At 67.9% G+C, this 14,203-nt stretch carries 13 protein-coding genes and 1 tRNA gene; 10 read left to right on the forward strand and 4 right to left on the reverse strand.

Annotation, left to right across the window (positions count from 1 at the left end; genetic code table 11):
- Positions 1–9 precede the first annotated feature (9 nt).
- The 4 genes from GH2_RS01325 to GH2_RS01340 all read left to right on the forward strand — a co-directional run bounded on the left by GH2_RS01325 (position 10) and on the right by GH2_RS01340 (position 4,180).
- Positions 10–1,908 carry an acetolactate synthase large subunit gene (locus GH2_RS01325; RefSeq protein ID WP_084247229.1) on the forward strand — a complete coding sequence of 633 codons (1,899 nt, stop codon included), beginning with the start codon at positions 10–12 and terminating at the stop codon, positions 1,906–1,908.
- A complete protein-coding gene (gene ilvN / locus GH2_RS01330) occupies positions 1,905–2,405 on the forward strand; it encodes an acetolactate synthase small subunit (protein ID WP_066162046.1) in 501 nt (166 codons plus the stop codon). The genes GH2_RS01325 and ilvN overlap by 4 nt, the downstream gene beginning before the upstream one ends.
- Before the next feature lie 113 nt (positions 2,406–2,518).
- On the forward strand, positions 2,519–3,532 hold the full coding sequence (gene ilvC / locus GH2_RS01335; RefSeq protein WP_066162049.1) for a ketol-acid reductoisomerase: 1,014 nt from the start codon (positions 2,519–2,521) through the stop codon (positions 3,530–3,532).
- A 207-nt stretch (positions 3,533–3,739) separates the two neighbouring features.
- Positions 3,740–4,180 (forward strand): SRPBCC family protein, encoded by a 441-nt coding sequence (locus GH2_RS01340; protein WP_066162053.1) that lies wholly within the window; start codon positions 3,740–3,742, stop codon positions 4,178–4,180.
- A 72-nt stretch (positions 4,181–4,252) separates the two neighbouring features.
- Here GH2_RS01340 and GH2_RS01345 read toward each other — a convergent pair whose 3' ends face one another.
- Positions 4,253–4,924: a trypsin-like serine protease gene (locus tag GH2_RS01345; protein WP_084247230.1), complete on the reverse strand. Its 672-nt coding sequence runs from the start codon at positions 4,922–4,924 to the stop codon at positions 4,253–4,255.
- A gap of 285 nt (positions 4,925–5,209) precedes the next feature.
- On the opposite strand from GH2_RS01345, the gene serA reads away from it, so the two are divergent.
- Positions 5,210–6,805: a phosphoglycerate dehydrogenase gene (gene serA / locus GH2_RS01350; protein WP_066162056.1), complete on the forward strand. Its 1,596-nt coding sequence runs from the start codon at positions 5,210–5,212 to the stop codon at positions 6,803–6,805.
- Between the two features lie 14 nt (positions 6,806–6,819).
- The gene (locus GH2_RS01355) at positions 6,820–7,830 is read left to right on the forward strand and encodes a 3-isopropylmalate dehydrogenase (RefSeq protein WP_066163239.1); all 1,011 of its coding nucleotides are present in this window, start codon (positions 6,820–6,822) and stop codon (positions 7,828–7,830) included.
- Between the two features lie 74 nt (positions 7,831–7,904).
- Here the strand turns inward: GH2_RS01355 and GH2_RS01360 are convergent, their stop codons facing one another.
- A complete protein-coding gene (locus GH2_RS01360) occupies positions 7,905–9,116 on the reverse strand; it encodes an MFS transporter (RefSeq protein WP_066162058.1) in 1,212 nt (403 codons plus the stop codon).
- Positions 9,117–9,225: 109 nt separating this feature from the next.
- On the opposite strand from GH2_RS01360, the gene GH2_RS01365 reads away from it, so the two are divergent.
- Both GH2_RS01365 and GH2_RS01370 read left to right on the forward strand, forming a co-directional pair.
- The gene (locus GH2_RS01365) at positions 9,226–9,996 is read left to right on the forward strand and encodes a fumarylacetoacetate hydrolase family protein (protein ID WP_066162061.1); all 771 of its coding nucleotides are present in this window, start codon (positions 9,226–9,228) and stop codon (positions 9,994–9,996) included.
- On the forward strand, positions 9,993–10,826 hold the full coding sequence (locus tag GH2_RS01370; protein WP_066162064.1) for an alpha/beta fold hydrolase: 834 nt from the start codon (positions 9,993–9,995) through the stop codon (positions 10,824–10,826). The genes GH2_RS01365 and GH2_RS01370 overlap by 4 nt, the downstream gene beginning before the upstream one ends.
- Here the strand turns inward: GH2_RS01370 and GH2_RS01375 are convergent.
- Positions 10,817–11,818, reverse strand: coding sequence for a DUF1648 domain-containing protein (locus GH2_RS01375; protein WP_084247231.1), 1,002 nt, complete (start codon positions 11,816–11,818; stop codon positions 10,817–10,819). The genes GH2_RS01370 and GH2_RS01375 overlap by 10 nt on opposite strands.
- Positions 11,805–12,164 (reverse strand): GntR family transcriptional regulator, encoded by a 360-nt coding sequence (locus tag GH2_RS01380; protein WP_066162070.1) that lies wholly within the window; start codon positions 12,162–12,164, stop codon positions 11,805–11,807. Before GH2_RS01380 ends, GH2_RS01375 begins: the two co-directional genes overlap by 14 nt.
- Positions 12,165–12,254: 90 nt before the next feature.
- Between GH2_RS01380 and gltX the strand changes: the two genes are divergently transcribed.
- Complete coding sequence (gltX, locus tag GH2_RS01385) at positions 12,255–13,760, forward strand: glutamate--tRNA ligase (protein ID WP_066162074.1); 1,506 nt, start codon at positions 12,255–12,257, stop codon at positions 13,758–13,760.
- Positions 13,761–14,109: 349 nt separating this feature from the next.
- Positions 14,110–14,181: transfer RNA gene (locus GH2_RS01390), tRNA-Gln, on the forward strand.
- The last annotated feature ends 22 nt before the right edge of the window (positions 14,182–14,203 follow it).

Genomic DNA, 14,203 nt, shown 5'->3' on the forward strand with positions numbered 1-14,203 from the left:
GATCGTGCAGTGAGTACTCAACCAGCACGCGGGTCAGGGACCCGACCGCAGTCGCCGTCCACCGAGGGCATGCGCTCGCCGAGCGCCGTGGTGGCGCCCGAGCGAGTCACCGGCGCCCAGTCTGTGGTCCGTTCGCTCGAGGAGCTTGGCGTCGACGTCGTGTTCGGTATCCCGGGCGGTGCTGTGCTTCCGGTCTACGATCCGCTCCTCGATTCGCAGAAGGTCCGTCACGTTCTGGTGCGTCATGAGCAGGGCGCGGGACACGCCGCCACCGGGTATGCGCAGGTCGCGGGTCGCGCCGGCGTCATGATGGCGACGTCGGGCCCCGGTGCCACGAACCTGGTCACGCCGCTGGCCGACGCGCAGATGGACTCGGTCCCGGTGGTCGCGATCACCGGCCAGGTCGGTCGCTCGCTGATCGGTACCGACGGATTCCAGGAAGCCGACATCTCCGGAATCACGATGCCGATCACCAAGCATAACTTCCTGGTCAGCAGTGCCGCGGACATCCCGCGCATCATCGCCGAGGCGTTCTACATCGCCGAGTCCGGTCGCCCGGGCGCGGTGCTCGTCGACATCCCGAAGGACATTCTGCAGGCGCAGACCACGTTCTCGTGGCCGCCGCAGTTCGAGCTGCCCGGCTACCGGCCGACCACCAAGCCGCACGGCAAGCAGATCCGCGAGGCCGCGCGCATGATCGCACAGGCCCGCAAGCCGGTGCTGTACGTCGGCGGCGGTGTCATCAAGGCGGAGGCGTCCCAGGAACTCCGCGAACTGGCGGAACTGACCGGCATCCCGGTCGTCACCACGCTGATGGCACGCGGCGCCTTCCCCGACAGCCACGACCTGCACATGGGCATGCCCGGCATGCACGGCGCCGTCGGTGCGGTCGCGGCGCTGCAGCGCAGCGACCTGCTGATCACGCTCGGCGCGCGGTTCGACGACCGCGTGACCGGCCAGCTCGACTCGTTCGCACCCGACGCCAAGGTGATCCACGCCGACGTCGACCCGGCCGAGATCGGCAAGAACCGCGACGTGGACGTCCCCATCGTCGGCGACGCGAAGGCGGTCATCGCCGACCTCACCGAAGCGATCCGTGCAGACCTCGCCGCAGGCGGCGCCAAGCCGGACATGGACGAGTGGTGGTCGTACCTGCGCGACATCCGCGACACCTACCCGCTCAGCTACGACAAGCAGTCCGACGGCTCGCTGTCTCCGGAGTTCGTCATCGCCGAGCTCGGCAAGGCTGCCGGACCGAACGCGGTGTATGTCGCGGGCGTCGGCCAGCATCAGATGTGGGCGGCACAGTTCATCAAGTACGAGCACCCGCGCACCTGGCTCAACTCGGGCGGCCTCGGAACCATGGGCTACTCCATCCCCGCGGCGATGGGCGCCAAGGCAGCCGCTCCGGAGACCGAGGTCTGGGCGGTCGACGGCGACGGTTGCTTCCAGATGACCAACCAGGAGCTGGCCACGTGTGCGATCGAGGGCTTCCCGATCAAGGTCGCCCTGATCAACAACGGCAACCTGGGCATGGTTCGGCAGTGGCAGACGCTGTTCTACGACGAGCGGTACTCCAACACCGACCTGTCGACCCACTCGCGAATGATCCCCGACTTCCTCAAGCTGGCCGAAGCGCTCGGCTGCGTCGCGTTCCGCGTGGAGCGTGAGGAGGATGTGGCGCCCACGATCGCGAAGGCGCGCGAGATCAACGACCGCCCGGTCCTCATCGACTTCATCGTCGGCAAGGACGCCCAGGTGTGGCCGATGGTCGCCGCGGGCACCGGCAATGACCAGATCATGGCAGCTCGCGACATCCGCCCGCTGTTCGACGACGACGAAGCAGCCACCAGCCCGGTGGACATCGAACCGGTGCAGGACCGTCTGCAGGAAGGGACCCAGGAATGAGCACCCATACGCTGAGCGTTCTCGTCGAGGACCGACCGGGCGTGCTGGCCCGCGTCGCGGGACTGTTCTCGCGCCGCGGATTCAACATCGAGTCCCTCGCCGTGGGACCGACCGAACTCAAGGGCATCTCTCGGATGACCGTCATCGTGTCGGTGGAGGACTTCCCCCTCGAGCAGGTCACCAAGCAGCTCAACAAGCTCATCAACGTGATCAAGATCGTGGAGCAGGAGCCGGCGAACTCGGTCTCGCGCGAACTCATCCTGATCAAGATCCGGGCGGACTCCACCAATCGCGCCGAAGTGATCGACGTCGTGAATCTGTTCCGCGCCAAGGTCGTCGACGTCTCCCCGGAGTCGGTCACGATCGAGGCCACCGGAACGTCCGACAAGCTCGAAGCACTGCTGCGCATGCTGGATCCGTACGGCATTCGCGAAATCGCTCAGTCCGGCGGCGTCACCCTCGGCCGCGGACCCAAGAGCATGTCGGCCAACCGCTGACGTGCGCTGTGTCGTCGCACCGGGGACCCCGGCCGCGGCGACGGTCACACCGACGCGATTCAATAGACACGACACACAAACAATGAAGCTAGACCGTATTGAAGGGATTTACCGTGGCAGTCGAACTGTTCTACGACGATGACGCCGACCTGTCGATCATCCAGGGCCGCAAGGTCGCTGTGATCGGCTACGGCAGCCAGGGCCATGCGCACTCGCTGTCGCTCCGTGACTCGGGCGTCGACGTCGCGATCGGCCTGCGCGAGGGTTCGCCGTCGCGTGAGAAGGCGGAGGAGCAGGGCCTGAAGGTCATGGGCACCGCTGAGGCCGCCGCATGGGCCGACGTCATCATGCTCCTGGCGCCGGACACCAGCCAGGCCAGCATCTTCACCAACGACATCGAGCCCAACCTGAACGACGGCGATGCGCTGTTCTTCGGTCACGGACTGAACATCCACTTCGGCCTCATCAAGCCCGCTGCCAACATCACCGTCGGCATGGTCGCGCCGAAGGGCCCGGGCCACCTGGTCCGCCGCCAGTTCGTCGACGGCAAGGGCGTCCCGGCGCTCATCGCCGTCCACCAGGACCCGAAGGGCGACGGCCAGGCGCTGGCACTGAGCTACGCCAAGGGCATCGGCGGCACCCGCGCAGGCGTCATCAAGACCGACTTCAAGGAAGAGACCGAGACCGACCTCTTCGGTGAGCAGGCCGTGCTCTGCGGTGGCACCGAAGAACTGGTCAAGACCGGTTTCGAGGTTCTGATCGAGGCCGGCTACGCGCCCGAGATGGCCTACTTCGAGTGCCTGCACGAGCTCAAGTTGATCGTCGACCTCATGTACGAGGGCGGCATCGCGCGCATGAACTACTCGGTGTCCGACACCGCTGAGTTCGGCGGCTACCTGTCCGGTCCGCGCGTCATCGACGCCGACACCAAGGAGCGCATGAAGGCGATCCTGTCGGACATCCAGGACGGCTCGTTCGTCAAGCGTCTGGTCGCCAATGTCGAGGGTGGTAATAAGGAGCTCGAGGGCCTCCGCAAGGAGAACGCCGAGCACCCGATCGAGGTCACCGGCCAGAAGCTCCGCGATCTGATGAGCTGGGTGGACCGCCCGATCACTGAGACCGCGTAAGCCTCCGCTGCAAACCGCGACCCCGCGCCCGCTTGGGTGCGGGGTCGCGTGCGTTGGTCGCCTCCCGGACGCCCGCGTCTCCCGACGACGCTTGCGTCGTCCAGGACGACGCACCTGTCGCCGGGAGACGCGGGAGGTATTGCCGCCCGCTACGATTCTGCGCAATGCGCCGCGGACGGTCCGCGGTCGCGACGAGGGGAGTGTCGGATGGGCGAAGTGCGCCACGAAGCAGTGATCAAGGCCGCGCGCGAGAAGGTCTTCGCGTACGTGGACGACTATCGGAACGTGCCCGACTACATGTTCGGCGTGGGTCGGTTCACTCCGACCACCGAGATCGATCACGGACTGGACTCGGTCTTCGAGACGGCGATCAAGGTGGGGCCGAAGGAGTTGACGTCCACGGTGCGCTGCACCGACTGGGTGGAGGGCGAACTCATCAAGCTCGAATCCATCAAGGGCTTCGGCGCGGACACGCAGTGGTCGTTCGCCGACGGTGAGGAACCCGGCACCACCGTGCTCTCCGTGGTGTTCGGTTACACGCTGCCGGGCGGGCTCACCGGGAAGGTGCTCGGCGGCCTGATCGGTCCGTTCGCCGAGCAGGGCGTCAAATACACCGAAGGCAAGATCCGCGACGCCGTCGAGGGCTGACCGTCGCACCCGCCGGACAGCAACGAAGCGGGCCCCGAGACGGATCTCGGGGCCCGCTTGGTCTACCAGGGGCTACACCGGCTTGAAGTCGCCGTAGCCGACCTTGGTGAGACGATTCAGAATCGTCCGTGCGTTGGTGCCGGTCTCCGGTCCGAGGCAGGAGACGAAGTAGTACGCGTTCACCATGCCCACCAGTTGGTCGCCCACGACCACCGGGCTGCCCGAGTCGCCTTCGACGACGCAGACCTGACTGAAGTGCGCTGAGCTGTCCGAGAACCAGGTCACGCCGCAGGTCTTGCCCGTGGTGCGGCCGGTCTTGCACAGGACCGTCGGGAACTGGATCGGGGTGGTGTTGATCTTGCGGATGGTGACGCCGCGAACGGTGCGCAGCGGTGCGACGTTCGAGTTCAATTTGATGACGGCGATGTCGATGTCTGACGCGGAGTACACGATCTTGCCGATCTTTCCGCGGTTCTGGAACGACTCCGACAGGACGTCCTGTCCAGCCTTGCCGCAGTGTCCGGCGGTGACGGCGATCAACTCGCCCGCGTGCTTGCCCGACTTCGGCCGACCCACGGTCGTCACGGTGCACGCCGCTGCCTTGTTTCCGCCCTGGAGGACCAGGATTCCGGATCCGCCACCCAGCGGAACCTTGGGGGCTGCGTCGGCGATACCCACTCCGACCAGCGATAACAGGCCGGCCGCGATCACCGCGATCAGCACCGTCAACTTCTTCATGTGCATCTCCGCTCAGTTCTTCTCTTCGGCCGCGCGCGCAAGTGCAGCGACGTGCTCACCCTAATGGCCTCGTGCTCAACGCCCCAACTGTCGACCGTGACTCACAGCCAGTTGTGACGGAATCGAGACGGCTCAGTGCGACGACCCCAGCAATCTACCCTGCCCGAGTGTCAGCCACCACAGTGATGCCAGCCCGGCTGCGCCGGACGCACCTCGGCGCACTACCATTGCCTTGCAAGTCTTGGGTGCCGGACCTGGCACTCTCCACCGGAAGAACCTTGGAGATTCTCAGTGACCGAAAGCGGCCGCCCCGTCGTCCTCATTGCCGACAAACTCGCCCCGTCGACCGTCGAAGCACTCGGCTCCGACGTCGAAGTCCGGTGGGTGGACGGCCCCGACCGCCCGAAGCTGCTCGAAGCCGTGGTCGACGCCGACGCGATCCTCGTACGCTCGGCCACCACGGTCGACGCCGAGGTCCTCGACGCGGGCGCGAACCTGAAGATCATCGCTCGCGCGGGCGTCGGTCTGGACAACGTCGATGTGCCCGCAGCCACCGAGCGCGGCGTGATGGTGGTCAATGCACCGACGTCGAACATCCACTCGGCCGCTGAGCACGCGATCGCGCTGCTGATGTCGACCGCCCGCCAGGTCCCGGCCGCCGACGCAACGCTCAAGGATCACACCTGGAAGCGCTCGTCGTTCTCCGGCGTCGAGCTGTTCGACAAGACCGTCGGCGTCATCGGGCTGGGCCGCATCGGTCAGCTGGTGGCGCAGCGCCTGTCGGCCTTCGAGGCCAAGATCGTCGCGTACGACCCCTACGCGTCAGCCGCTCGCGCTGCGCAGCTCGGCATCGAGCTCGTCACCCTCGACGAGCTGCTGGAGCGTGCGGACTTCATCACCATTCACCTGCCGAAGACCAAGGAGACCGCCGGTCTCATCGGTGCCGAGCAGCTCGCCAAGGTCAAGGACGGCGTCATCATCGTCAACGCCGCTCGCGGCGGGCTGATCGACGAGCAGGCGCTTGCCGACGCCATCACGTCGGGCAAGGTTCGCGGTGCGGGCCTGGACGTCTTCGACTCCGAGCCCTGCACCGATTCGCCGCTGTTCGAGCTCGACCAGGTGGTCGTGACCCCGCACCTCGGCGCCTCGACCGCCGAAGCGCAGGACCGGGCCGGCACCGACGTCGCCGCCAGCGTCAAGCTGGCCCTCGCGGGCCACTTCGTCCCCGACGCCGTCAACATCACCGGCGGCCCCGTCGACGACGAGGTGGCGCCGTGGCTGGAGCTCGCCCGCAAGCTCGGCGTCCTCGCGGGCGTCGTCGCCGACGGCATGCCCACCCACCTGACCGTCGAGGTCCGCGGCGAGCTGACCGCGAACCCGGTCGACGTCCTCGGCCTGTCGGCGCTGCGCGGCCTGTTCTCGGCCGTCGTCGACGAGCCGATCACCTTCGTCAACGCTCCGGCCGTCGCCGGTGAGCGCGGCGTGAGCCACGAGGTCGTCACCGAGTCCGAGAGCCCGAACCACCGCAGTCAGGTCGATGTCCGCGCCGTGTTCGGCGACGGCAGCGTCGTCAATGTCGCGGGCACCCTGACCGGGCCCAAGCAGGTTCAGAAGATCGTCAACATCAACGGCCGCAACTTCGACCTCCGCGCCGAAGGCCGCAACCTGCTGGTCAGCTACGCCGACCAGCCCGGCTCGCTCGGCAAGATCGGCACCGTGCTCGGCAACGCGGACGTCGACATCGTCGCCGCGGCCCTGGCCCAGGACGTCGACGGCGAGGGCGCCACCATGATCCTGCGCCTGAACCGGGAACTCGAGGACGCGGTCGTCGAGGCCGTGCGCGAGTCGGTCTCGGCCACCAACATCAAGCAGGTCGATCTGTCGTGAGTGCCGCCAAGCCCATCAAGCTCGCCGTGATTCCGGGCGACGGAATCGGACCCGAGGTCGTCGAGCAGGCACTGCGCGTGGTGCGCAAACTGCACCCCGACGTCGAGACCACCGAGTACGATTTCGGCGCCCGCCGCTACCACGCCACCGGCGAGCTGCTCACCGACGCCGACATCGCGTCGCTGCGCGAGCACGACGCGATCCTCCTCGGCGCGATCGGCGATCCGTCGGTGCCGTCGGGCACGCTGGAGCGCGGCTTCCTGCTGAAGATGCGCTTCATCCTCGACCACCACGTGAACCTGCGGCCGTCGATCCTCTTCGACGGCGTCGAGTCGCCGCTCGCCGGCAATCCGAAGATCGATTTCGTCGTGGTCCGCGAGGGCACCGAGGGGCCGTACACCGGCAACGGCGGCGCCATTCGCGTGGGCACGCCGCAGGAGGTGGCGACCGAGGTCAGCGTCAACACCCGGTTCGGGATCGAGCGGGTGATCCGCGATGCATTCGCGCGCGCCCAGTCCCGCAGCAAGAAGCTGACGCTGGTTCACAAGAACAACGTCCTCACCTTCGCCGGCAGCATGTGGACGCGGGCGGTCGAGGAGATCGGCACGGAGTTCCCGGACGTGGTCACCGACTACCTGCACGTGGACGCGGCCACCATCTTCATGGTCACCGACCCGGGCCGTTTCGACGTGATCGTCACCGACAACCTGTTCGGCGACATCATCACCGACCTCGCGGCCGCGGTGTCGGGAGGCATCGGGCTGGCGGCGTCGGGCAACATCGACGCCACCCGCGCCAACCCGTCGATGTTCGAGCCGGTTCACGGCAGCGCCCCGGACATCGCAGGGCAGAACATCGCCGATCCGACGGCGGCGATCCTGTCGGTCAGCCTGCTGCTGCGTCATCTGGGCGACGACGAGGGCGCCGACCGGGTGGCCAAGGCCGTGGCCCAGTCCGTCGCCCAGCGCGGCGACACGCGCGGTTCCACCACCGAGGTGGGCGAGGAGATCCTCGCGCTGGTCTGAGCGCACCGATTCGCCACGGAGGGCCCGCACCGATTCCGGTGCGGGCCCTCCGCGGCGTCAGGCGTCGAATCGCGTCATGTCACCGACTCCTCGGTCGCCGGGTGATCCTTCGGCACCAACGGGATCGCCAGCAGCGGTGCCAGTGCCGAGGCCGCGAATGCCGCCGGGTAGCCCGCGAACTCGATGAGTGCACCGAACACCGGGGTGCTGGCTGCGGTCGTGATGTACTGCGAGGTGTTCTGCACGCCCAGGGCACGGCCGCTCCACGACGAGCCGGCGAATTCGGCGATGGCGGTGAATGCGAGGCCGTTGTCGGCGACGGCACTCACGGTCGCGACGACCATGATCGCGGCCGCGAGGGGAGATCCCAGCCAGTCGGTCAGGGCCAGGAGTCCGGTTCCGGCCGCGGCGGCGATCGCGATGCCCCGGATCGGTCGCATCCGCGAACCGACGACGTCCGAGATGCGCCCGGCGACGATCCGGCCCAGCGCACCGATCACCTGCGTCACGGTCACCAGGACGCCTGCGCTCAGCGGCGACCATCCGTGACCGACGATCAACCACGCGGGCACGAACGTCCACAGCATGGACTGCGGAATCACCAGCAGCACGCTCACGGCGTGCACGCGCTGCAGGAATGACGCCCTCCGGTACGGGTTGGCGGCGCGTCCCGTCGCGGCACCGCGCTGAATCGGCGGGTCGATGACTCCGACCAGCACCGCGAGCAGACCGACCGCCGTCACCGCCACGGGCACCGCGAATGCCGCGGTGAGGCCGGAGCGGTCCGCCAGGACGGGCATGGTGAGCGCGCAGACGGCCACGCCGAGCGGCTGCGCCATCTGCCGGATGCCCATCGCCGTGCCGCGCTGGCGGGCGGGGAACCAGCCGACGACGATCCGCCCGCTCGCGCCGTTCGCCGCACCGGAGCCCAGCCCGCCGACCAGGAGTCCCGCCGCGAGGACGGTGAAACTCGCGCCGTGTGCGGAGGCGACCATCGTCGCGATGGTGCCGGCGAGAGTGATGAGCAGCGAGACCGACAGGACCCGACGTTCGCCGAACCGGTCCAGGGCCGCACCCCAGGCGATGATCGTGAGCGTCAACCCGATGGTGGGGATCGCGGCGAGGGTCGCCGCCGAGGAGAGCGACAGTCCGTGCGCGCGATGCAGTTCCGGGATCACGTACGCCACGCCGGCGGTCGCGCAGGTCGTCGTCATGGCGGCCACCAGCGAGCAGACGAGCATCGACCAGCGCCGGACGTTCGAGATCTCGACGGAGTGATCGGGCATCGTTCCTCCTGTGCGCGGGTGGTGAGCCGCGGAGCTGCATCCGTCCCAAATACTGATATTTCAGTTTCATAGTATAGAACTGTCGTCGATGTGCGTTAGCCTGGAGTCCATGAAATTGGGTCGTGTAGCCAGTCCAGATGGCGTCGCTTTCGTCGCCATCGAAGGAGAAGCGGGGCAGGAGGTCGCCCGCGAAATCGCCGAGCATCCGTTCGGCACCCCGACGTTCACCGGACGCACGTGGACGCTGTCCGAGACGCGCCTGTTGGCGCCGATTCTCGCCACCAAGATCATCGCGATCGGCAAGAACTACGCGGCGCACGCCGCGGAGATGGGCGGCGAGGCGCCCGAGGATCCGGTGATCTTCATGAAGCCGAACACGTCGATCATCGGTCCCGAGGCGCCGATCGTGCGTCCGCCGTCGTCCGAGCGCGTCGACTACGAGGGCGAGCTCGCGGTCGTCATCGGCCGTCCGTGCAAGGACGTGCCCGCGGCCAAGGCCAAGGACGTCATCCTCGGGTACACCGTCGCCAACGACGTCACCGCGCGGGACCAGCAGAAGTACGACGGCCAGTGGACTCGCGGCAAGGGCTATGACACGTTCTGTCCGCTCGGACCGTGGATCGTCACCGACCTCGATCCGGCCGACATCGCGATCCGCACCGAACTCGACGGCGAGACCAAGCAGTCCAGCCGCACCTCGCTGATGCTGCACAGCGTCGGTGACATCATTGAGTGGGTCTCGCGCGTCATGACGCTCCTGCCGGGCGACGTCATCCTCACCGGCACGCCCGAAGGCGTCGGCCCGATGGCCGACGGGCAGCGGGTCTCCGTGACGGTCGACGGCATCGGTACGCTCAGCAACCCGGTGGTGAACAAGTGAGCCGCCCGACGGTCGCGCGACCGCAGACGATTCGGCTCAACGGCATCACCCTGTCGTACACCGACGCGGGTTCCGGCCCGCTGATCGTGATGGTGATGGGCACCGGCAGTCCCGGGCGCGTGTGGCACGCGCATCAGCAGCCCGCGCTCATCAAGGCCGGTTACCGCGTCGTCACCTTCGACAACCGGGGCATCGCGCCGTCGAGCGAATGCAGTGGGGGATTCACCCTCTCCGACATGGTGGCCGACACCGCTGCGCTCATCGAGCACCTCGGCGGCCCCGCGCTGGTGGTCGGCACGTCGCTGGGCGCCCGCATCACGCAGGAGCTGGCGCTCGCGCGGCCCGATCTGGTGACCGCTGCCGTCATGCTCGCCACCTACGGGCGTCCGACGCCGATGCTCGAGGCGGTCTCGGCGGGGGAGCGGGAGCTGTTCGACAAGAACATCACGCTGCCGGAGTCGTACCACGCGGCGCTGACGGCGCACCTGAATCTGTCACCGCACACGCTCGCCGACGACCGGTCGGCCCGCGACTGGCTCGACATCATCGGCTTCAGCGGACAGACGCGCTCGGCGGGAGTGCGCGCGCAGCTGGCGTTGCACGACCGCGAGCAGAACCGGCTCGCCGCCTACCGCGGCATCACCGCGCCGTGCCTGGTGGTCGGGTTCGCCGACGATCGCACCCTCCCCGCATACCTGGCCAAGGAGGTCGCCGACGCGATCCCGAGCGCCGAGTACCGGGTCGTCGAGCGTGCCGGGCACTACGGGTACATCGAGCAGCCCGACGAGGTCAACACGACGATCGTGGACTTCCTCGACCGTTATCGCTGACGGGCCGAGACGGTCGCCAACGTGGCGGCGGCCGTCCCGGCGTCGCTGACGGTGACGGTGACGCGTCGTCCGTTGCTGCGGCGGGTCACCTCCACCGCGGGGCCCGACCGCAGGATGATGCCGAGCGCACCGCTGCGCAGGCGGATTCCGTAGCCGCCGAAATCGCCGATGGCGCGGATGTCGACGACGTCGACGTTCTCGATGTCGTCGATCGGGACGTGGAACCTGGGCACCCCCAGCAGCGAACGCACGCGCAGACCGTCGGCGTCGATCCGGACGTGGAACGCGATGGTGGTGGCGATCAAGGCGACGACCACCACGGTCACGATCAGCGCGGGGACGATGCCGCCGGTGCTGGTACCGCCGACAGCGGCCAGTACGACGAACAGGCCGGCGACGATCAGGGCGACGACGGTGCAGACCGCCACCCACGGTGCGACCGTCTCGGTGCTGACCCAGGCCAGGCGCTCACCGCGAGTGGTCGGCAGCGGCTGCACCGGACGAGACGCTCGTGCCAGGTCCCGCGGGATCGCCAGCCAGCCCAGGAGGCCGATCACGACGGCGACGGCGATCATGATGCCGATCGCCGCGGTCACGTCAGCGGTCCCGCCGTCGGCTTGCGCGACGACCGTCGCCGCCAACAGGTAAGAGGGTCCGGCGACGGCGGCCGCGGTGATCGCGGCGACCGCCCGGAACGACGGTCCGCGCCCGCCTGATCGGAGCGGCCGCAGATTCGGCACGACGATCAACAGCGGCAACGCCAGTCCGATGACGACGGTGAGGGCCAGCGGCACCCACGCCGAACCCCACCGGTCCGCCTCGCCCGCCGCGTTCCAGTGGACGGCGATCCGATTGGGCAGTCGCGGCCACGCGATGAGTTGGGCGGTCACCGACGCGAGCACCGAGATCGCGGGCACCACGAGTCCGACGGCGAGGTAGGCGACGGTGCGTCGAGTGGAGTTCTCGGCCGGGCGGGGGTCAGGTGTATTCACGGAGTGCCTCCTGAATCAGGGCTGTCAGGGTCTGTGACGGCAGGCCTGCCGCCGCCGCCTTCGCGGCGAGTCGTCGGATGTCGTCGTGCATCGAGGAGAGGACGTCGGCGGTATCGGTCACCACGGCGCCGCGTCCGCGCCGCAACTCCACCAGGCCCTCGTCGCGCAGGTCCTGGTAGGCGTGCAGAACGGTGTGGGCGTTCACGCCGAGGGCGCCCGCCACCTCGCGGGCGGAGGGGAGCCGTTCTCCCGCATGCAATCGTCCCGCCGCCGCCTCCGTGCGAACACTGTCGGCGATCTGCGTGAAGATCGGGGTATCGATCGTCGGATCGATGCGGAACAACATAAACTAGTTATAGTTCAACTAGAACAAACCAGTCAAGACTCGATGGACCTGCACAATCGACGCGCGCCTGAATGACATAGGCTGACCTGCATGACCAGTGCTGACAACGTTCGCGTTCGCTTCTGCCCGTCACCCACCGGAACACCGCACGTCGGTCTCGCCCGCACCGCGCTGTTCAACTTTGCGCAGGCCCGTCATGTCGGTGGAACCTTCGTCTTCCGCATCGAGGACACCGACGCGGCGCGCGACAGCCAGGAGTCGTACGACGCCATCCTCGACGCGCTCCGGTGGCTCGGCCTCGACTGGGACGAGGGTCCTGAAGTCGGCGGCCCCCACGGCCCCTACCGGCAGTCCGAGCGCAAGGAGATCCACCTCGACGTGGTGGCCCGGTTGCTCGAAGCCGGGGAGGCGTACCGGGCGTACTCCACCAACGAGGAAGTGGAAGCGCGCCACAAGGCCGCGGGCCGCGACCCAAAGCTCGGCTACGACAACTTCGACCGCGATCTCACCGACGAGCAGCGTGCCGCTTTCGAGGCGGAGGGTCGTAAGTCCGTCATCCGACTGCGCATGCCCGACGAAGACCTCTCCTGGGACGACCTCGTCCGCGGCACCACCACTATCAAGGCGGGCACCGTCCCGGACTTCGCGCTCACCCGCGGCGCCACCGCAGGGGCGGCCGATGCCGTCGGCGATCCGCTCTACACGCTCGTCAACCCGGTCGACGACGCCATGATGAAGATCACCCACGTGCTCCGCGGCGAGGACCTCCTGCCGTCCACACCTCGCCAGATCGCGCTGTACCGCGCCCTCATGCGGATCGGCGTCGCCGACCGCGTCCCCGAGTTCGGGCACCTGCCGTTCGTGATGGGCGACGGCAACCGGAAGCTCTCCAAGCGCGACCCGGAATCGAGTCTCTTCCATCACCGTGACCGCGGTTTCCTTCCCGAAGGGCTCATCAACTACCTCGCGCTCCTCGGATGGGGGCTGTCCGCAGACCAGGACGTCTTCAGTCTCGACGAGATGATCGCGGCGTTCGACGTTCGCAACGTCAACTCCAACCCCGCCCGCTTCGACCAGCGCAAGGCCGACGCCATCAACGCCGAGCACATCCGGCGCCTGGAACCCGCCGACTTCGCGGCACGGCTCCAGCAGTTCCTCATCGGGGCCGGTCACCTCGACGGACCGGTCGACGTCGAACGCTGGGCCGTGATCGCCGACCTCGTCCAGACCCGCATCCAGGTCCTCGGCGACGCCTGGGCGCTCATCCAGTTCCTCTTCGTGACCGACGACGCGCTCGTCTATGACGAGAAGTCGGTCACCAAGAACCTCGGCGGCGACGCGACCGCCGTCCTCGACGCCGCCATCACCGCCTGCGAAGCCGTCGAGAACTGGGACACCGCCACCCTCGAAGAGGCGCTCAAGGCCGCGCTCGTCGACGGCCTCGAACTCAAGCCGCGCAAGGCGTTCGGACCCGTCCGGGTCGGCGTGACCGGAGCCGCTGTCAGCCCTCCGTTGTACGAGAGCATGGAGTTGCTCGGCCGCGACTCCTCGCTCGCTCGCCTGCGGCGTGCTCGGGAATTGTCGGCGTCGATCTAATCCGCACACTGCGTCGCCCGCCTGCGCGCGGTAGCGTCGTGCCTGCGCTGCTTCGGCAGTCCTCGCCCCTCGGCTAGCGCCTCGGGGCTGCGGAGGGCTCAGCAGTCGCAGGCACGACGCTACCGCGCGCAGGCTCGTTTTCTGGTCGGTGCGGTTGTCTGCTGATCCGGGTGCGCTGTGAGTGCGTCGTGTAGTCGTGGCACTCGGGGTTCGATGAAGTCGAGCATCCGGGTTGGATTTAGGGCTGTGACCAGCCGATTTGTGTTTGGGGTGGGGGTTGTTGGTATTGTTCTTCCCGGCCCGGAAAGCGGGCGGCGCGGTGCGCCGGTCGCGGTTCGGATCAAACCCTTGGGGTATGGTGTAATTGGCAACACAGCGGTTTCTGGTACCGCCATTCTAGGTTCGAGTCCTGGTACCCCAGCGATGCACGGAGCGTGATACTC

Source organism: Gordonia hydrophobica NBRC 16057 (assembly GCF_001592365.1).
Lineage (GTDB): Bacteria > Actinomycetota > Actinomycetes > Mycobacteriales > Mycobacteriaceae > Gordonia > Gordonia hydrophobica.

Coding starts and splice junctions, on each gene's coding strand:
- GH2_RS01345 (WP_084247230.1), bottom strand. CDS start 4,924: ATGCACATGAAGAAGTTGACGGTGCTGATCGCGGTGATCGCGGCCGGC.
- GH2_RS01380 (WP_066162070.1), bottom strand. CDS start 12,164: ATGTTGTTCCGCATCGATCCGACGATCGATACCCCGATCTTCACGCAG.
- GH2_RS01360 (WP_066162058.1), bottom strand. CDS start 9,116: ATGCCCGATCACTCCGTCGAGATCTCGAACGTCCGGCGCTGGTCGATG.
- GH2_RS01365 (WP_066162061.1), top strand. CDS start 9,226: ATGAAATTGGGTCGTGTAGCCAGTCCAGATGGCGTCGCTTTCGTCGCC.
- GH2_RS01340 (WP_066162053.1), top strand. CDS start 3,740: ATGGGCGAAGTGCGCCACGAAGCAGTGATCAAGGCCGCGCGCGAGAAG.
- gltX (WP_066162074.1), top strand. CDS start 12,255: ATGACCAGTGCTGACAACGTTCGCGTTCGCTTCTGCCCGTCACCCACC.
- ilvN (WP_066162046.1), top strand. CDS start 1,905: ATGAGCACCCATACGCTGAGCGTTCTCGTCGAGGACCGACCGGGCGTG.